This window comes from Cryobacterium glucosi (assembly GCF_004402235.1).
GTDB lineage: Bacteria > Actinomycetota > Actinomycetes > Actinomycetales > Microbacteriaceae > Cryobacterium > Cryobacterium glucosi.
This window is the reverse complement of the sequence record NZ_SOFS01000038.1, coordinates 1-17,898: the sequence shown is the minus strand read 5'-3', so window position 1 is coordinate 17,898 and position 17,898 is coordinate 1. Positions and strand designations below refer to the sequence as shown.

The following is a 17,898-nucleotide window of genomic DNA, read 5'->3' as shown; positions in this document are numbered from 1 at the left end:
CCCACACCCAACCCGACCCCGTCGGGGCCTGACCTGCCGGCCTTCGATGTGCGTGACATTCCCTTCAGCGCGAGGGGAGCGTGGTTCGACATCTCGCCCGTCGTTGCGCTGCACACCGTGCATCAGGACCTGCATCTGGTCTCCCACCAGAACGGAATGCACGCGGTCTTCATTCTCGTGCCGCAGGTGGACGGCGTCCGGACGGAGACGACCGTCACGGCCTCGCCTGCACTCCTGTCGTGGACCGCGGCAGAAGGAAAGATCGATGCGGCCTTCGACGGGGTGGCCTGCCTGCGCATCCGCGGTCGCGGCGTCGACCTGACGATTGGCGATGCGTCGACGGGGCTGACTCCGTTCACGGGCTCCTACCTCTTCCGCGACCCGATGGACGGCGCCGCCGTCTTCACCTCCTACGAAACGGGTCGCCGCTACCGGGTCACCAGCCTGCGCGGCGAGCTCGACGTGCACGGCGTCGAGGCCCTCGGTGCGCATGTCCGTGACGTCGTCGTTTCCGGAGCCGACGGCTGGGAAGTGGCGATCGAGGAGTTCGAGTCCGCCCGGCCGAGCTATCGCCCGGCTCTCTCATTCGACCAGGTCGTCCTGTCGACCCGCCAGGACTTCGCGGGGTACCTGGACCGTGTGGCGGGCTGGAGCGACGCGCGCACGCCGACCGCTGCGCTCGCCGGCTACGTGATGTGGTCGGCGACGGTTCGCCCGCTCGGCTTCCTCGAGCACGAATCCATCCTGATGTCCAAGCACTGGATGGACAAGGTCTGGAGCTGGGACCACTGTTTCAACGCGCTGGCCCTGGCCCCCGGCGATCCCGGCGCTGCGCTCGGCCAGTTTCGGCTCATCTTCGACCACCAGGACTCCTCCGGCGCTCTACCCGACTCCGTGACGCACTCAGAAATCCTGTACAACTTCGTGAAGCCGCCGATTCACGGTTGGGCATTCGACAAGCTGCGCCAGCGGATGCCCGACGCCATTCCCGTGGACGTCCTGGCGGCCGTATACGACCAGTTGTCGGCCTGGACGGATTTCTGGCTCAACTCCCGGCGCATCGCCGGGCACGAGCTCGCGCACTACCAGCACGGCAATGACAGCGGTTGGGACAATTCCTCGACCTTCGACCGCGACCGCGTCATCGAGGCCCCCGACCTCGCCGCCTTCCTGATTCTGCAACTCGACACTCTCGCGCGGCTCGCCGACGAACTGGGCCGGGACGACGGAGCCAGCAGGCGCGGCCAGCGTGACTCCATGGCGACCGCCCTGCTGGCCGAGCTCTGGGACGGCGAGCACTTCGTGGCCCGCGCCCCGCTGAGCGGGCGCACGAGTTCCACGACGAGCCTCCTCAACCTGTTGACGATCGTCGCGGCGGATTTCCTGCCGGTGGAGGTGCGCGAGCGTGTGGCCGATTCCATCGCGGGTCATCTCACCGATTGGGGACCGGCGACCGAGCTGCCCTCATCACCGCTGTACGAATCCGACGGCTATTGGCGGGGCCCGATCTGGGCGCCTTCCACCGTGATCGTCGAAGACGGGTTACGCAGGGCAGGCTTCACGACACTCGCGGATACCGTCAGCGAGCGCTTTCGCCGCCTCTGCGAAAGGTCGGGGTTCGCTGAGAATTTTGACGCGCTGAGCGGCGACGGTCTCCGCGACCGTGCATACACCTGGACCGCGAGCTCCTACCTCCTGCTCGCGCACGAAGCGTTCATCCGAGCGTCCGACAACTGACCGAAAGAACACGACACATGCCTTCTCTTATCGCACCCCCGACACTCCGCGGAGGCCCCGTGCGGCCGTCGACGAGCGCGCTGCGGGCACTCGGACCGGACGAAGTGTCTCTCACCGGGGGATTCTGGCAGGAGAAGCAAACCCTGAACTCCGAAGTCATCCTTGACCACTGCCAGCGGTGGATGGAGCGGATCGGGTGGATCGGGAACTTCGATCGCGCCGCCAACGGCGCGCTCGGCAGCGACCACGCCGGGATCGAGTTCGTCGACTCCGAAGTGTACAAATTGCTTGAGGCTCTGGCCTGGGAACTCGGACGAAAGCCCGACGCCGATCTCGAATTCAGATACCGCGCCCTGGTCGCCCGTGTCGAGTCGGCCCAGGAGGCCGACGGATACCTGCACACGAGCTTCGGGCGCTCCGGGCAACCGCCGCGCTATTCGAACCTGGAATGGGGACACGAGCTCTACTGCTTCGGGCACCTCATCCAGGCTGCCGTCGCGCGGCTACGGTCCGGTTCCGATGACGAGCTCGTGCGGGTGGCTCGGCGTCTCGCCGACCACGTCTACGGCGAGTTCGGGCCGGACGGTCGTGACGCCGTCTGCGGGCATCCCGAGATCGAGGTCGCCCTCGTTGAATTCTCCCGAGCGACAGGCGAGCCGCGCTACCTCGAACTCGCCCGCATCCTCGTCGAACGTCGTGGGCGCGGCCTGCTCGTACCCGACAGGTTCGGAGCAGAGTATTTCCTCGATGACATGCCGGTGCGGGACGCCACCGTTCTCCGCGGTCATGCGGTGCGTGCGCTGTACCTGGCTTCGGGCGCCCTGGACGTGGCCGTCGAGACCGACGATTCGGCGCTCGCGAGCGCGGTGGCCGCGCAGTGGGACAACACCGTGGCCAGGCGCACGTACATCACGGGCGGCGTTGGATCACACCATCTCGACGAAGCATTCGGCGAAGACTACGAGCTGCCGCCGGACCGCGCCTACGCGGAAACCTGTGCTGGAATCGCATCGGTGATGCTGAGCTGGCGCCTGTTGCTGCAGACCGGCGACGCCAAGTACGCGGACCTCATCGAGCGCACACTCCTCAACAACATCCTCGCCTCCCCGCGCGCCGATGGCCGGGCGTTCTTCTACACCAACACCCTTCACCAGCGCGTGGACGGTACCGTGCCGGAGGAGGATGAAATCAACGCGCGCGCGCAGTCCAGCCTTCGTGCTCCCTGGTTCGAGGTGTCGTGTTGCCCGACGAACATCGCCCGCACCCTGGCCAGCGTCAACCTGTACTTCGCAACCGCAACGGAAATCGGGGTGCAACTGCACCAGTACGGCGACTATGACGTCGCGACGAATCTTGCGACCGGCCAGATCGCCCTCGAGGTGAGAACGGGCTACCCGTTCGACGGTACCGTCTCGGTTCACATCCGCGAGGCGCCGGAAGCGGAATCATCGGTCTCCCTGCGCATCCCACGGTGGGCCATCGGCCGCGCCGTCGTCACGTTCAACGGGGCACGAGTCGATTGCTCCGGATCGACGGTCACCATCAGCCGCGCCTTCCGCGCAGGTGATCAACTGACGCTCGACCTGCCGATGGCGCCGCGGGTGACCCACCCGCATCCGTCGATCGACGCGGTCCGCGGAACGGTCGCCATCGAGCGTGGCCCACTCGTGATGTGCCTGGAATCCTGCGACCTCCGGGAGGGACACGACCTCGCAGGCGTGTCCATCAACGATCGCGTCGGCCTGACCGAGACCGTGCGGGGAGCGCGGGTGCACGCGCAGTCAGCCCAATCGCCGAATCCTGACTGGCCCTATGGCCACGACGGCGGGTTCACGGCTGAGAATGCCGCCTGTGACGTCGAGCTCATTCCCTACTTCGACTGGGCGAACCGTGGCCCGTCCACGATGCGCGTCTGGCTCCCGGTCGCGACGCGCCCTGATCATTGAACCGAGTGTGATGCGAGCCCGGTGACAGCCTCGCAACGAGCCGTCGTTCCCAGCTGTTGCCTTCTCGGGAAAACCTGACCCCACCCGGCGGCAGTCAGGGGCGGGCGTCGGGTGCAGGCTCCAGGAGTGCGGCGAAAACGTCGCCGAGTGGACCGGCCAGGTCTCCTGCGGAGGCCGATGACAGGGCCTCCAATCCCGAGGTGGTTCGCAACAGCACGATGCCGAAGCCGACGGACAGGGCGATCTGGGCGCGCAGCATGAGATGCTCGGTTTCGGCGTCATCCGGCCGCCAGCCGGCGGCCGCGGCCAACCGTTCGGCGAAATGACGGAACGTATTACGGCGGATCCGTTCCGCCGATTCATCCCCGGAGGAACGCAAGAGCAGGAGGAGCCCGAGCGGATGCTCACCGCTCGGCAGCTCCGCGAGGTGCCTGAGCATGGTCTGCAGCATCAGCTCAACGGTGTCGCTCTCCGGGATCGGGCGGTCGAGCTCTTCAACGGCACGGGTCAGGCACGCCTCGAAGAGGCCTTCCTTGGATGTGAAATACCGGTTGATCAGTGCCACGTTCACGCCGGCGTCCGTGGCGATGTCCCGGACCGTCGTCGCCGCGTAGCCGTCGTGCGCGAATCGACGCCGTGCCGCCTGCAGCAGGCACTGCCGCGTATTGGCGGCGTCGCGCTGCCGGACGCCGCCCGGGGCGTCGGACTCGGAGGGGGCGGCATCGATGGTCGGCATACCCGGTGTCATGGCATCCTTTCGTTCCCCTCCACGGTACAGGCCGGCAGAACCGATGTAAACATGCTTTGACTTACGGGCGATCATGGCTATGCTGGCCTAAGTCGCCAACTGTTTACATAGCATCCGGAGAGATATGTCCCAAACAACCGAACGGCCGGCCACGGGCTCGATTCCGACGCCCGCCCATAGCCGAAACAGCACGCTCATCGTCCTCTACCTGTCCCTCGGTGGCCTGGCCTTCTCGGTCCTGCAGTCGCTCGTCGCCCCGGCACTCGCGACGATCGGGAAAGACCTCGGCGCCTCGACCGCCGATGTCAGCTGGATCCTGACGGCGTATCTGCTGTCGGCATCCGTGTTGACGCCCATCCTGGGACGTCTCGGCGATATGGTCGGCAAGCGCCGGATCATGATCGTCGTGCTCGCCCTGCTCCTCGCGGGCACCGTATTGGCGGCGCTCGCCCCCAACCTGGGTGTCCTGATCGTGGCCCGCGTGCTGCAGGGTGCGGCCGGTGCGGTGATGCCGCTTTCGATCGGCATCGTGCGCGATGAACTTCCGCACGAGAAGGTCGGGGTGACCATCGGGTTGCTGTCGGCGATCTTCGGCGTCGGTGCCGGGGTCGGCATCGTCGCCGCGGGACCCATTGTGGAGAACCTGTCCTGGCCGTGGCTGTTCTGGCTGCCGGGAATCCTCGTCGTCATCGCCCTGCTCGGTGTCATCTTCGGGATGCCGGAGTCACCGGTCAAGCGACCCGGCCACCTCGACGTGCTCGGTGCTGTCATCCTGACGGTCGGCCTCGTTTCGCTTCTCCTGGCGATCAGCAAGGGACAGTCCTGGGGCTGGGACTCCGGCAGCACGATCGGCCTCCTGGCCCTCGGCGCCCTCGCCCTCGTCGTGTTCGTGTTCGTCGAGCTGCGGGTGAAGGAACCCCTGATCGACATGCGCCTGTTCAAGATCCGCGGCGTGTGGACGGCGAACGTGGTGGGACTCGTCTTCGGTTTCGCCATGTTCGGCACCTTCGTCCTCGTGCCGACGCTGCTCCAGCTGCCGACCGTGACGGGCTACGGCTTCGGCGAGTCGGTGTCCTCTGCCGGCCTGTTCCTGCTCCCCACCGTGCTCATGATGGTGGTCTTCGGTCCCGTCGCCGGCATCCTCGTGCGCAAGATCGGCCCGAAGCCGCCGATGGTCTTCGGCGCCCTCTTCGTGACCGCCGCATTCGTGATTCCCGCACTCAACCACGCCGAACTCTGGCAGGTCGTCGTGTCGGGCCTGCTCACCGGTGCCGGCATCGGCCTGGCCTTCGCAGCGATGTCCAACGCGATCATCGAGAGCGTGCCGATCCACCAGACCGGAGAGGCGAGCAGCGTCAACACGATTGCGCGCACCATCGGCAGCAGCATCGGCACAGCCGTGATCGCCGCGTTGATCACGTCGCACAGCACCTCGCAGGGCCTGCCCCTGGACGACGCCTTCACGATCGGCTTCTGGGTCTGTGCCGCCGTGGCCGTTGTCGCGATCATCGCAGCGCTCGCAGCGCCGTCGATGAGCAAGCGCCGCGAGCAGGCACTCGCCCTCGGCGTCGAAGACCTCGACTGAACGCAGTGCCCGGACCGGGACCCCTCGGGGACCCGGTCCCTTCGGCTGTCGGAGAGAGCTCAGTCGCAGGGATCGACCGTGCGTTCGCCGGTCAGTGCGGCCACGGGAACGGCGCAGGTGTCGCCCTTCCACGCTTCGATTCCTTCCCGGACCGCGAAGCCGGCGATGAACAGCGCCGCGAGCGAGTCCGCCCACGCCCAGCCGAGCAGGGTATTCAGTAACAGCCCGATCAGAAGAGCGGCCGAGAGGTAGGCGCAGATCAGGGTCTGCTTGGAATCGGCCACGGCTGAAACCGAGCCGAGTTCGGTCCCGGTGCGACGTTCCCACCAGCTCAGGAACGGCATCACGAGCAGGCTGGCCATGGCGAGCCCGATGCCGACCGGGCTGTGCACGGCCTCCCGGACTCCGAAGAGGGACAGGGTGGCGTCGACACTCACGTAGGCGGCGAGCCCGAAGAACGAGAAAGCGATGACCCGCAGGGCGACCCGTTCGCGCTTCTCCGGATCGGGTGCGGAGAACTGCCACGCGATCGCGGCGGCGGACAGGACCTCCACGATGGAATCGAGGCCGAACCCGATCAGCGCGGCCGAGGTGGCGACGGTTCCGGCGGCGAGGGCGATGATGGCCTCGACCACGTTGTAGCTGATCGTGATAGCGACGATCCAGCGGATCCGGCGCTGCAGGACTCCTCTGCGCCGGGGATCCAGGCCGCGCGACGGCGCACCCGTTTCTGGCTTCATGCTCGGGTATCGCGGCAGAACGGAACACGACTCAGCATTCCCTGACTGTATCGCAGAGCATGACGCGTCGGTGAGGAAGCAACATTCGGATGATCGTGACGATTCGCCTTCGGGGTACGTCCTATCAGTGACTGTTCCCAATTCCGATCCGGCGAACAGTCCACGCCTGCCCCCTCTCTACGGTGGAGGGCGTTTGAATCGTCCCGCCGGCCTGCCGGCGCGACTCGATCGCAGTACTGGAACGAGGCTTCATGCTCCCCTCCACCCTTGCCCGTGCGGCCCTGTCGGCCCGCGGCCCGGTCAGCGAGCGGCTCCTCGCCGCGCTCTCCGAGTCCACTGAAACGGGAGGGTCCGGCCTGGCCGGGTTCGAGGCGCTGGCCGCACGTGCCCTCGGCCGAGTCCCGGACATCCTGGTCGACGAGGACCTGCAGCTGACTCTGTTCCTGCTGTACCGCCTGCACTACGACGGTGTCGTGCCGGGCGACGACGAGTGGGAATGGCATCCCGCCCTCCTGGCCGCACGTGTCGTCCTCGAGCGCGGTTTCGAGGCCGCATTGCGGGCCTCGGCGCCGCAGCCTCCGATTCCCGCGGCGACCCGCGACGACGTCGCCCGTGCACTCTTCACCCTGACCGGGCACGAGCACAACCCAGGCCTGGCACTCTACGTGGCGCGCGCGGCCACCGGGCAGCAGGCCGTCGAGTTCCTCGTCCACCGCTCGGTCTACGCGCTCAGAGAGGCGGATCCGTACGCCTGGGGAATCCCGCGCCTGGCCGGCCGGTCCAAGTCGGCACTCATCGAAATCCTTGCCGGTGAATACGGCGGCGGCCGGGTCGAGCGGATGCATTCGGTCCTCTTCGCGGATGCCCTGAGGGCGGCGGGGCTCGAGGGGGACTACGTCGCATCCGTCGACGCGGTGCCGGCTGTCACGCTCGCTTCCGTCAACGCGATCTCGATGTTCGGGCTCAACCGGCGCCTGCGCGCCGCGCTCGTCGGGCACCTGGCCGCCTTCGAGATGACGTCGGCGATTCCCAGCCGCTTGTACTCCGATGGATTCCAGCGGCTCGGTTTCGACGACAGTGTGGCCCGGTACTTCGATGTGCACGTCGAAGCCGGCTTCGCGCGCGAACAGTCGGCCTGCCGGGACCTGGCCGGTTCGTTCGTCGAAGATGACCCGGAGGCGGTCGGCGACATCATGTTCGGAGCGAGCGTGTTCCTGACTCTTGATGACCGTCAGTCGGCGCATCTGCTCGGCAGCTGGGCGGGCGGCTATCCCTCACTGCGAGCGGAGCCGAGCAGCCGGTAGACACGACATGCTCAGGCAGCGGGAGTGCGGCGGGCGCCGGCGGCCCGGTTGATCGACCAGGTCACGACGACGCCCACCAGGATCATGGTGGCCAGGCCGAGGCCGGAATAACCGACGGCGCCGAGCACCAGACCGGCCAGGGCGCCGCCGAGGGCGCCGGCCGCGTTCATCGACAGGTCGGAGAAGCCCTGCAGGGCCGCCCGGTCATTCAGCCCGACCGCCTCGCCGATGAGGGCTGAGCCCGCGACGACGGATGCCGACCAGCCGAGGCCGAGCAGGATCAGGCCGGCGGTCATGGCGGTGCTCGAGTCTCCCGCGAGCCAGAAAAGCGTGAGCGACGACAACAGCAGGGCCTGGCCGGCGAGGATGACGGGCATCCGTCCTACCCGGTCGGCCAGCCAGCCGAACACGGGGGAGAAGGCGTACATGCCGGCGACGTGGAGGCTGATCGTGAGCCCCACGACGGTGAGGGTGGCGCCGTGCTCGCGCAGGTGCACCGGAGCCATGGACATCAGGGCGACCATCGTGGCGTGGCTCAGGGCGATCACCGCGACGGCATAGCGCGCGGAAGGGGTGGAGCGCAGGATGTCCAGGCCGCCGCGTGGGCGCGGCGCGGCGGAATCCGTCCCCCGGGACGTGAGCGCCGTCAGCAGTGGGTCGGGCCGGAGCCCGACCGTGTACACGATCGCCGCGCCCACCGTGGCGAGCAGGGAGAACGCGAAGGCACCCGTCATCGGGGGCAGGCCGAGGAAGGCGCCGACGACCTCGCCGGGGCCGAACAGGTTCGGTCCGAGAACGGCGCCGATCGTCGTGGACCAGACCACAATCGACAGATCGCGGGCCCGGAAGGCCTGGCTCGCCAGGTCTGTGGCGGCGAATCGGGCCTGCAGGTTGGCGGCCGATCCGGCGCCGAGCATCATCAATGCCAGGAGCAGGAGAGCGAAGACGTTGACGGAGACCGCGGTGATCGCAAGCACGGCGCCGGCGCCGGCAACGAGCGAACCGGTCGCAAGGGAAAGTCGCCGCCCCCTGGCCTGGGCGAGCCGGGCGAGGGGCACGGCGACGAGGGCCGCGCCGAGAGTGCTCATCGTGGCGGCCATGCCCGACCAGGAGCTCGACCCGGAGAGCTGAGCCGCCAGAAGGGCACCGAGGGAGAGTGTCGCCCCCATGCCTATTCCGCCGAGAATCTGCCCCGCGACGAGTACGCCGACGACCTTGCGCTGCAGCGGTCCGTGGGCGGGTTGCCCGGCCAGCGAGGTCTCGGCGGCTGACGGTTCGTTGGACACAGGTGCCTTCCGTTCGTTGCTGATTCCGGCATACCCATAGGGGTATCGATGACAGGCTATCGCTTCAGCGGAGCCATTTCGCGCGAACCTGGACATCGGCATCCTCGTAGCCGAGGCGATCATAGAAGGACAGTACTGCCGCATTGGCCGAGCGGACCATCAGCTGCAGCTTCACGACGCCACGTTCCCGGAGCCAATCCTCCGCGGCGACCATCAGTCGCCGTCCGAGTCCGGTACCGCGGTGGGTGTCGTCGACGGCGAGGTAGTACACCCAGCCTCGGTGGCCGTCGTGGCCGACCATCACGGTTCCGACGAGGGTCTTCCCGTCGAACAGCCCGAGCACGGTCGATGTCTCCCCGGCCAGCGCGCGCAGCAAGTCGAGCTCGGGCGGGTTCCAGGGTCGGGTGAGTCCGGCCTGGTCCCAGAGCGCGGATGCGCTACCGAAGTCCGCCGGAGTCAGATCGGCTATGCGCATGACCCGATTCTTCCACTTCCGGTCGGAGGCTCTTTCGGAGCGCGACAGATGGCGGTTGAATGTCCGCGACAGCCGCTGTGTCACCCAGCCACCGTGCGATGCGGGAGGAACCGATGCTCGAGCATGCGCCGCGCCGAAGCGCCAGGATCGCCGAGGAGATCCGCGGCGAGATGGGGTACCAGGGCCGGACCCTGAAGGAGCTGTCGGCGGCGACCGGAATCTCGATGGCCATTCTGCGTCGACGGCTCACCGGGGAGAAATCGTTCTACGTCGAGGAACTCGAGCGGATCTGTCGCTACCTGAACATCTCCGTGATCGACCTCATCGAACGCACCGAGCTGTAGCCGGCAGCCGGCCGTCGCCGGCGCGGGCGGTTACGCGCGAGTGGTTACGCCCGCGGCTTGAGCGGGTCGGTGATATCGGCCACGGTTGCGCCGTAAGCGTCGATCAGGGCGTCGGCGTCGACGAATGCGGAGTAGCCATGCTCGCCCGCGCCCATCGCGACCCGGTTGCCGCGCAGGCGTTCGTCGGCGAAGACGGGCCAGGGGGTCGTGCTGCCGAGCGGGGTGATGGTGCCGCGGGAGTAGCCGGTCGCCGCCAGGGCGACGTCCTCGTGCGGGAGCGAGAGCTTGTTCACGCCGACGAGCGCGCGCAGCTTCGCCCAGCTGATCTGCCGGTCGCCTGGCACGAGCGCGAAGAGGTAGTCGCCGTCGTGCCGCTTGACGACGAGCGACTTCACGATGCCCGATGGCTCGATTCCGAGCAGCCGCGCGGCGCTCTCGAGGCTGTCGGCTGCCGGCCGGGGGACGATGTCGATGTCGAGTCCGCGGGCGCGGGCATCCGTCGTCACGCGGTCGCGCCCTGTTTCGGTCATGGGGCGAGTCAATCACACTCGGGCGGCGGGTCAGCCGAGCCGGTCGAGGTAGCGGAGGATGATGCCCTCGCGGAGGGCCCAGGGCGAGACCTCGAGTTCGTCCACCTTCAGGGCGGCCATCGCTGCCTGGAGCACGATCCCGCCCGCCACGATCTGGAATGTGCGGTTGGCGGTGATACCGGGCAGGGCGGGGCGGGCGTCCGCAGGAATGCGGGCCAGCCGGGGTACCCAGTCCGCAAGCTGGGCGCGGCTGAGCAGCATCCGCTCACCCGAACCGAAACCGTCCGAGGTATACCCTGCGAGCTTCGCCAGGGACCTGATCGTCTTGGACGAGCCGACGACGTGGTGCGGGGCAGGCTGTCCGGCGAAGGATGCGACGGCCTCGGCGAGCACGTCGGCCGCGTGTGCGCGCAGGGCCGCAACCTCCTCGGCGAGCGGGGGATCGTGGTGCAGGAATCCCACGGTCGTGCGCCCGGCGCCGAGCGGGACAGAGAGGGCCACCGCCGGTGTCTCGTTCGCGCCGGCGGCGATCTCGAGCGACCCGCCGCCGATGTCGAACAGCAGGATGTCCCGAGCCGACCAGCCGTACCACCGTCGCACCGCGAGGAAGGTGAGGCGGGCCTCGTCCTCGCCGGAGAGGACCTGCAGGGCGACGCCGGTCTCCCTCTCGATCGTCGCGAGCAGTTCCGGGCCGTTCGTGGCGTCGCGGAGGGCGGAGGTCGCGAAGGGGAGCAGGTCGTCGACCTGGTGCCGGCTCGCGACGTCGGCCGCGTGCTGCACCGCGGACAGCACGGCAGCGCAGCCCTCCCCGCTGATCGCCCCTTCTGGGGTGAGATACCGCATCAACCGGAGGACGGCCTTGTCGGAAGCCATCGGGACCGGCTGGGCGCCGGCATGGGCGTCGACGACGAGCAGGTGGACGGTATTCGAACCGACGTCAATGACTCCGAGGCGCACAGTCTGACGATACCAAGCCGGAGGACACGTCGTCGCCTACCGGGTGGGCTCAGGGACCACGAAGCGCTGCCATGCCCAGGCGCTGACGCTGAGGGCCGCGAAGAGACCGGAGGCGACCCACATCAGGGTCACGCTGCCCTCGCCGTGCCACAGTCCGACGACGGGGTTCAGCACGGCGAACATGATCGTGAAGGCGGCGAGGGTCAACCCGATCCAGGCGAGCGGCGACCAGGCGACGATGCTGCGCCCGCTCGTGCTGCCGATCGGGATGAGCACGAGAAGCGCCGATCCGATCGCGGTCAGCACGACGCTGTTGGCGACCTCGGCGGCGAGCAGGTCCCCGAAATCCGCGCCGGTCGGCAGTATCCCGAGCACGAGCCAGCCGAGGAGCGCGAGCGCGAGCAGGCTTCCGGCACGCAGCGCCGCAAGCTGGCCGCGATGGATCGCGCTGTGGCCGCTCGAGACGGCGACGCTGCCGAGCAGCCCGAAGAGCAGTGCCGGATGGATCTCGAACGCGCGCGAGCCGAGCGCGGTCACCGCGACGAGCAGCAGGTACCGCGGCAGGAATGTGACGGATGCCGGCACGCCCCACACCCGCGAGCTCCACCACTGCGGCACGAGGGCTCCGACCGTGTTGACGACGATGAGGGCGAGCATGACCGCGAGCAGCAGTCGCAGGAAGGCCGGCTGACTCGACACGGTGCCGGAGAGCATGATGAGCGTCGCTGCAGCGGCGACCGAGGCGGCCGCGATGAGCCAGCGGTTCACGATCACGGTGGGGGCCTTGTCGAATTCCTCCCTCGCCTGGTTGCGGCCGGAGAGGGCGGCCGTGTTCCAGAGCGGGCGGCCGTCCCGTGCCCGCACGATCGTGCCGCTCAGCAAACGGGCGGGAATGACGAGGAGCACGAGGGCGCCGATGGCGAAGAGTACGGCCTCGAGCCAGGAGAAGTCGGCGTTCGCGCCCGGCGGCAGTACCGCGCTCGTGAACTGGGTGGGGTCGTTCCAGCCGCCGGGGAGGGCGGGATCATGTCCGGATGACGAACCGCCGCCCGGTGGTGCCGGTGCGACCGCCGTCGGGGTCGCCGAGGGTGCCGGGGTGGCGGTGGCGCTCTCGGACGGTGTGCCGGGCGCCGACGCCGGAGCCGTGGCTGTCGGGGAGCTGCTCCCTGCCTCGGCAGAGGGCGACGACGACGGAGGGGTGGCCGACGGTGATGCGTCCGGTGCGGGACCGAAGTCGACGCCGAGGCCGGGGCTTCCCTGGCTCTGGTTGCCTGCGGCATCCTGTTGGGCGGCGATCACGAGGTGGTTGCCCGCGGCGACCGTGCCTGTCGCGGTGCAGGCCCAGGCTCCCGCGGCGACGGCGACGGTGCACAGCGAGTACGGGCCGGCGAACACGGTGACGGTGGCGCCGTCCTCACCCGTCCCCGTGTACGTCGACCCCGTCTGGGCCACCCGCGCGCCGGCGGTCGGTGACGAGACGACGGGAGCGGCGGGCCGGTCGAAGTCGAAACGGATACTGAGCGCTGCACTGTCGTTCGACCAGGAGGGCGCGCTGAACCCGGTCTGCTGCGCTGCCGTCACGGTGTGGATGCCGCTGCTCGGCAGGTCAGGGAAGGTGCACGCCCACGCCCCTCCCGTGTCTGCCGTCGCCGGGCAGCTCTCGCCGGTCGACACCGTGGCGACGACGGATGCCCCCGGGTACGCGGACCCCCGGACGGTTCCGTTCGACGCCGGGTTGCCGAGCGGCCCGCCCGTCACGACGGGTTCACCGAGGACGTCGATGGTCTCCTCGGCGGTGAGGCTCGAATCGCCTGTCACGACGACCTTCAGCCGGACGTTCTGCCCGCTCGGGAGGTTTGCGGGGCAGGACCAGTCCGTCGACGGGGTGGCTTCGATGATGCAGAGCGGGTCGCCCTCACCGGGGTTGAGGAGCTGGATCTCCTGATTGGCCGCGCGAGTGCCGGAGACCGTCGTGGTCGAGCGGCCGACGAAGGTATGGGCCGGAGGACTGTCGATCGTGGGGGATGGCGAAAGCGGGGTTGCGGCCGGCCCGCTCGGGGGCGGGGCGGGGGAGGTCGCGGCGCGGGCGGCATCCGTGCCCGGCAGGAAACCGCCGAGGCTCAGGAGCAGAAGCGCCGCGGTGACGAGGAATACCGGCGCGACCAGCCGGATCGGTGACCGGGCGTGACGAAGCGCGATGGGCATCCGCCGCGGCCGTCGACCATGACGGGCCTGCGGCGGGCCGGGGCAAGCGAAACGTGAGCGATGCATAGGTCCCCCCTGCCTCCATTTCAGGGGTCATCTCCCCGATTGTCAACGTGCAACGCGCAACAGGCACGATCCCGCACGGGATTGTTATCCGGCGCGGGACGCGGGCGTAGGGCATACTGACGGACACGAGGCGGATTCGCCGCCCCTCCGTGAGACAGGCCCGATCTCGCCATGACGCTTCCTGACCTGCGCGTTCCCGCCACCGGAGCGCCCTGGCTCCGACCGGAGAGCTACTGGCCGGCCCTGACCGAGGCCACTCGCCATCTCGACACGCCCGTCGCGGCGCTGCACCTCGGAGCGCTCCGCCACAACACCCACGACATGCTGCGACGCGCGGGCGGAACCCCGATCCGCGTTGCTTCGAAGTCGATCCGCGTCCGTGGCGTGCTCGAGGCCATCCTCGCCGTGCCCGGCTACCAGGGCGTGCTCGCGTACACCCTCGCCGAGGCGCTCTGGCTCGCGGAATCCCTCGACGACATCGTCGTCGGCTATCCGAGCGTGGACCGGGGGGCGATCGGGGTCCTCGGCCGCTCGGCACTGCTCGCCTCCCGGGTCGCCCTGATGGTCGACTCGCTCGCCCAGCTCGATCTCATCGACACGGTGATCCCCCCGCACCGGCGCGAGACCATCCGACTGTGCGTCGAGCTCGACGCCGGCTGGAAGAACCCGGTGCTCGGGCACCTCGGCGTGCTGCGCTCGCCGGTGCATACCGCCGCGGAGGCCAGGGACTTCGCGGCGGCCATCGTCGCGCGCCCCGGCTTCGCTCTCGTCGGCCTGATGGCATACGAATCGCAGGTCGCCGGCCTCGGTGACCGGCCGGCCGGTCGCGGCCCCCGTGCGCTCACCACCGGGATCGTGAACCGATGGGTGCGTCGCCACTCGATCGCCGAGCTCGGAGTGCGCCGCGCCGCCGCCGTCGCGGCCGTGCGCGAGGTCGCGCCCCTGGAATTCGTCAACGGTGGCGGCACCGGTTCCCTCGAGAGCACCCACGCGGATGCCTCGGTCACCGATATCGCCGCGGGCAGCGGCTTCTTCGGCGGCCACCTCTTCGACAACTATTCGGCATTCACGCCCGCTCCCGCCGCGGCATTCGCCCTCTCCGTCGTGCGGAAGCCGAGCGCGGCGACCGCAACGCTCCTCGGCGGCGGCTGGGTCGCATCCGGACCGCCGGGTGCCGACCGGATGCCTGCCCTCGCCTGGCCGCCCGGGCTCGCCGTCGTGACGCGGGAAGCGGCCGGCGAGGTGCAGACCCCGCTCGCTGGCCCCGGAGCCGCGGCCCTGGACGTCGGCGACCGGGTCTGGCTGCGGCACACCAAGTCCGGGGAGCTCAGCGAACACGTGACAGAATTCGCAGTGGTGGACGACGGGCGGGTCGTCGACATGCTGCCCAGCTACCGCGGCGAGGGAAAGGCGTTCCTGTGACGAACACCGGTGCTCTCTGGCAGAACTGGGCGCGCAGCGAGTCCGTACGTCCGGCCAGGGTTGAGCGGCCCACGAGCGTCGCGGCCGTGCAGCGTGCGGTGATCGCCGCCGCGAAATCCGGGATGCCGATCAAGGCCGTCGGATCGGGGCACAGTTTCTCCGGCATCGCCGTCGCCCCCGGCGTGCTCCTCGACCTGGCCGACCTCTCCGGCATCGTCGGCGTCGACACGGCCACCGGCCGTGTCACCCTCGCCGCCGGCACCCGACTGCACCGGATCCGCGGCTTGCTCGCGCCATACGGGCTGGCGCTCGCCAACATGGGGGACGTCGACCGGCAGACGATTTCCGGTGCGACCTCGACGGGAACCCACGGAACCGGGTCGGCCTTCGGCGGACTCGTCACCCAGATCGTCGGCCTCACCCTCGTCACCGGCGACGGCGAACTCCTGCACGTGAGCGAGACCGAGAACGCGGAGATCTTCCCCGCCGCCCGCCTCGGTCTCGGCGCGCTCGGGATCCTCGTCGACGTGACGATCCAGTGCGTCCCGGACTTCCTCCTGCACGCCGTCGAACAGGCCGAGCCGCTCGGCGAGGTGCTCGACACCTTCGACGAGCGCAGCCGCGCCGCCGACCACTTCGAGTTCTACTGGTTCCCGCACACCGAGAAGGCCCTCACCAAGACGAACACCCGGCTAAACCCGGCCGCCGGGCGCGCGCCGCTCGCGCCGGTCTCCCGCTGGATCGACGACGAACTGCTCGCCAACGGCGTCTTCGGGGCACTCTGCACGATCGGAGCCGTGCTCCCGCAGTCCGTGCCGACGATCAACCGGGTGGCCGAGCGTTTCATGGCCCGGCGGGATTACACGGATGCCTCGACGCGCATTTTCGTGAGCCGGCGCGCCGTGCGTTTTCACGAGATGGAATACGCGCTCCCGATCGCCGCGATTCCGGCTGCCGTGCGCGAGGTCCGCGAACTCATCCAGCGCTCCGGCTGGCGGATCTCGTTCCCGATCGAGGTGCGGTCCGCAGCCGCGGATGACGTGTGGCTGTCCACGGCCCACGGCCGTGAGACCGGGTACATCGCCGTGCATCGTTTCTACCGGGAGAAACCGGCCGAGTACTTCACCGCCGTCGAGGCCATCATGCGCTCCCATGACGGGCGCCCGCACTGGGGGAAGATGCACACGAGGGACGCCGAATCCCTTCGCGAGACCTATCCGCACTTCGACGATTTCGTCGCCGTACGCGACAGGCTCGACCCCGAGCGCCGTTTCACGAACCGGTACCTCGAACGGGTCCTCGGGCGGTAACCGGCCGGCCGGGCGACCTCGGGGTGCGAATTCTCGCGCCGCGCGTGACAGGCTGGTGACCGCGGCCCACGGCCGCTCCACGAACCGGTCGACCGCCCAGCACCCGACGGACCGCACAGCACCCGACCGACACAGTACAGAGAGTCCTCCGAGATGAGCAGCAAGCCGATCAACACCAACACGGTCGCCGGCCGGGCCTGGCCGCACCGCGCCAGCGAACTCGGCGACCGGCTCCCCGACGGCTTCACGATCGGGGTCGCGAGTTCGGCGTTCCAGATCGAGGGCGCCGCCCGCGACGGCGGGCGCGCCGAGTCGGCCTGGGACCCGTTCACGGCGACCGCCGGCCGCATCGTGGACGGGTCGAACGCATCCGTTTCTGCGGACCACTACAACAAGCTGCCCGGGGACCTCACCCTCCTGGGCGAGCTCGGCGTCGACGCCTACCGGTTCTCGTTCGCGTGGTCCCGGGTGCAGCCGGACGGACGCGGGGCGCTCGCGCGCACCGGACTCGCGTTCTACGACCGGCTCGTCGACGGGCTGCTCGCGGCCGGCATCCGCCCGATGGCGACGCTGCACCAGCGCGACCTGCCGCTTGCCCTGCGCGGCGGCTGGCTGAACCGCGACACCGCCTCGCGCTTCGCCGACTACGCCTACGAGCTCGGGGCCGTGTTCGGCGACCGGGTCGATGCCTGGGTCACTCTCGACGAGCCGGCGACCGTGACGCTCGCCGGCTACGCCCTCGGCACGGATGCCCCCGGCGAGGCCCGCCTCTTCGCCGCACTGCCGGCCGCGCACCATCAGCTCCTCGGCCACGGCCTCGCCGTCCAGGGCCTGCGCGCCGCCGACGTGCGCGGCGGCATCGGAATCGCCAACGCGTACTCGCCCGTGCAGCCGGCGAGCGACAGAGAGGCAGACGAAGTCGCCGCCGCGCTCTTCGACCTGCTGCACAACCGCGTTTTCGCCGACGCCGTCCTCCTCGGGAGCTACCCGGTGCCGCCGGAACCCTACGAGACCGAGCTGCGGCTGCTGCTCGAGACGGAGCCGGAGGACCTGCGCACGATCCACCAGCCGCTCGACTTCTACGGTCTCAACTACGTGCAGCCGTCACGGGTGGCGGCCGGGCCCGTTCCGGTCGTGAGCGGTGCGGTCGCCGGCGGCGGCCCCTCCGGCAACGGAGCGGGCGGGGCGCGCGGGGAGGCCGGCGCTGGCTCGGGTCCGCGCGGCCCCGGCTCCCGCGGTCCCG

Annotated in this window: 15 protein-coding genes; 8 read left to right on the top strand and 7 right to left on the bottom strand. The window is 69.3% G+C overall.

Annotation, left to right across the window (positions count from 1 at the left end; all coding sequences use genetic code 11):
* Positions 1-48: 48 nt before the first annotated feature.
* Both E3O46_RS15300 and E3O46_RS15295 read left to right on the top strand, forming a co-directional pair.
* A complete protein-coding gene (locus E3O46_RS15300) occupies positions 49-1,737 on the top strand; it encodes an amylo-alpha-1,6-glucosidase (RefSeq protein WP_241975232.1) in 1,689 nt (562 codons plus the stop codon).
* 17 nt (positions 1,738-1,754) lie between these two features.
* A complete protein-coding gene (locus E3O46_RS15295; RefSeq protein WP_134562013.1) occupies positions 1,755-3,683 on the top strand; it encodes a glycoside hydrolase family 127 protein in 1,929 nt (642 codons plus the stop codon).
* A 94-nt stretch (positions 3,684-3,777) separates the two neighbouring features.
* On the opposite strand, the gene E3O46_RS15290 is transcribed toward E3O46_RS15295, so the two are convergent.
* Complete coding sequence (locus E3O46_RS15290) at positions 3,778-4,431, bottom strand: TetR/AcrR family transcriptional regulator (protein WP_198413436.1); 654 nt, start codon at positions 4,429-4,431, stop codon at positions 3,778-3,780.
* A gap of 124 nt (positions 4,432-4,555) precedes the next feature.
* Between E3O46_RS15290 and E3O46_RS15285 the strand changes: the two genes are divergently transcribed.
* A complete protein-coding gene (locus tag E3O46_RS15285; RefSeq protein ID WP_134562012.1) occupies positions 4,556-6,016 on the top strand; it encodes an MFS transporter in 1,461 nt (486 codons plus the stop codon).
* 59 nt (positions 6,017-6,075) lie between these two features.
* On the opposite strand, the gene E3O46_RS15280 is transcribed toward E3O46_RS15285, so the two are convergent.
* On the bottom strand, positions 6,076-6,756 hold the full coding sequence (locus E3O46_RS15280; RefSeq protein ID WP_134558269.1) for a cation efflux transmembrane domain-containing protein: 681 nt from the start codon (positions 6,754-6,756) through the stop codon (positions 6,076-6,078).
* Positions 6,757-7,007: 251 nt separating this feature from the next.
* Here E3O46_RS15280 and E3O46_RS15275 point away from each other — a divergent pair, with 251 nt between their 5' ends.
* The gene (locus E3O46_RS15275; RefSeq protein WP_134562011.1) at positions 7,008-8,060 is read left to right on the top strand and encodes an iron-containing redox enzyme family protein; all 1,053 of its coding nucleotides are present in this window, start codon (positions 7,008-7,010) and stop codon (positions 8,058-8,060) included.
* 11 nt (positions 8,061-8,071) lie between these two features.
* On the opposite strand, the gene E3O46_RS15270 is transcribed toward E3O46_RS15275, so the two are convergent.
* Both E3O46_RS15270 and E3O46_RS15265 read right to left on the bottom strand, forming a co-directional pair.
* A complete protein-coding gene (locus E3O46_RS15270; protein WP_241987441.1) occupies positions 8,072-9,346 on the bottom strand; it encodes an MFS transporter in 1,275 nt (424 codons plus the stop codon).
* A 64-nt stretch (positions 9,347-9,410) separates the two neighbouring features.
* Positions 9,411-9,821, bottom strand: a complete 411-nt coding sequence (locus E3O46_RS15265; RefSeq protein ID WP_241987440.1) for a GNAT family acetyltransferase — start codon at positions 9,819-9,821, stop codon at positions 9,411-9,413.
* Positions 9,822-9,880: 59 nt separating this feature from the next.
* Here E3O46_RS15265 and E3O46_RS15260 point away from each other — a divergent pair, with 59 nt between their 5' ends.
* Positions 9,881-10,165, top strand: a complete 285-nt coding sequence (locus E3O46_RS15260) for a helix-turn-helix domain-containing protein (RefSeq protein WP_134558272.1) — start codon at positions 9,881-9,883, stop codon at positions 10,163-10,165.
* Between the two features lie 44 nt (positions 10,166-10,209).
* On the opposite strand, the gene E3O46_RS15255 is transcribed toward E3O46_RS15260, so the two are convergent.
* The 3 genes from E3O46_RS15255 to E3O46_RS15245 are packed head-to-tail and all read right to left on the bottom strand — an operon-like array spanning position 10,210 to position 13,857.
* Entirely contained in the window at positions 10,210-10,695 is a 486-nt protein-coding gene (locus E3O46_RS15255; protein ID WP_134562009.1) for an aminoacyl-tRNA deacylase, read from the bottom strand.
* 30 nt (positions 10,696-10,725) lie between these two features.
* Positions 10,726-11,652 carry a Ppx/GppA phosphatase family protein gene (locus E3O46_RS15250; protein WP_134562008.1) on the bottom strand — a complete coding sequence of 309 codons (927 nt, stop codon included), beginning with the start codon at positions 11,650-11,652 and terminating at the stop codon, positions 10,726-10,728.
* Between the two features lie 36 nt (positions 11,653-11,688).
* Complete coding sequence (locus tag E3O46_RS15245; RefSeq protein WP_134562007.1) at positions 11,689-13,857, bottom strand: Ig-like domain-containing protein; 2,169 nt, start codon at positions 13,855-13,857, stop codon at positions 11,689-11,691.
* Between the two features lie 237 nt (positions 13,858-14,094).
* On the opposite strand from E3O46_RS15245, the gene E3O46_RS18500 reads away from it, so the two are divergent.
* From E3O46_RS18500 to E3O46_RS15230, 3 genes are all read left to right on the top strand, one after another.
* Complete coding sequence (locus E3O46_RS18500; RefSeq protein WP_194088519.1) at positions 14,095-15,345, top strand: alanine racemase; 1,251 nt, start codon at positions 14,095-14,097, stop codon at positions 15,343-15,345.
* Entirely contained in the window at positions 15,342-16,655 is a 1,314-nt protein-coding gene (locus E3O46_RS15235; RefSeq protein ID WP_134562006.1) for a D-arabinono-1,4-lactone oxidase, read from the top strand. The genes E3O46_RS18500 and E3O46_RS15235 overlap by 4 nt, the downstream gene beginning before the upstream one ends.
* A gap of 153 nt (positions 16,656-16,808) precedes the next feature.
* On the top strand, positions 16,809-17,898 hold a 1,090-nt coding region (locus tag E3O46_RS15230), incomplete at its 3' end, for a glycoside hydrolase family 1 protein (RefSeq protein ID WP_134562005.1).

Excerpts from the sequence above, each read along its gene's own strand:
- E3O46_RS15295 (WP_134562013.1), top strand. The coding sequence starts at position 1,755 with ATGCCTTCTCTTATCGCACCCCCGACACTCCGCGGAGGCCCCGTGCGG.
- E3O46_RS15290 (WP_198413436.1), bottom strand. The coding sequence starts at position 4,431 with ATGACACCGGGTATGCCGACCATCGATGCCGCCCCCTCCGAGTCCGAC.
- E3O46_RS15285 (WP_134562012.1), top strand. The coding sequence starts at position 4,556 with ATGTCCCAAACAACCGAACGGCCGGCCACGGGCTCGATTCCGACGCCC.
- E3O46_RS15280 (WP_134558269.1), bottom strand. The coding sequence starts at position 6,756 with ATGAAGCCAGAAACGGGTGCGCCGTCGCGCGGCCTGGATCCCCGGCGC.
- E3O46_RS15275 (WP_134562011.1), top strand. The coding sequence starts at position 7,008 with ATGCTCCCCTCCACCCTTGCCCGTGCGGCCCTGTCGGCCCGCGGCCCG.
- E3O46_RS15265 (WP_241987440.1), bottom strand. The coding sequence starts at position 9,821 with ATGCGCATAGCCGATCTGACTCCGGCGGACTTCGGTAGCGCATCCGCG.
- E3O46_RS15260 (WP_134558272.1), top strand. The coding sequence starts at position 9,881 with ATGTCCGCGACAGCCGCTGTGTCACCCAGCCACCGTGCGATGCGGGAG.
- E3O46_RS15255 (WP_134562009.1), bottom strand. The coding sequence starts at position 10,695 with ATGACCGAAACAGGGCGCGACCGCGTGACGACGGATGCCCGCGCCCGC.
- E3O46_RS15245 (WP_134562007.1), bottom strand. The coding sequence starts at position 13,857 with ATGCCCATCGCGCTTCGTCACGCCCGGTCACCGATCCGGCTGGTCGCG.
- E3O46_RS18500 (WP_194088519.1), top strand. The coding sequence starts at position 14,095 with ATGACGCTTCCTGACCTGCGCGTTCCCGCCACCGGAGCGCCCTGGCTC.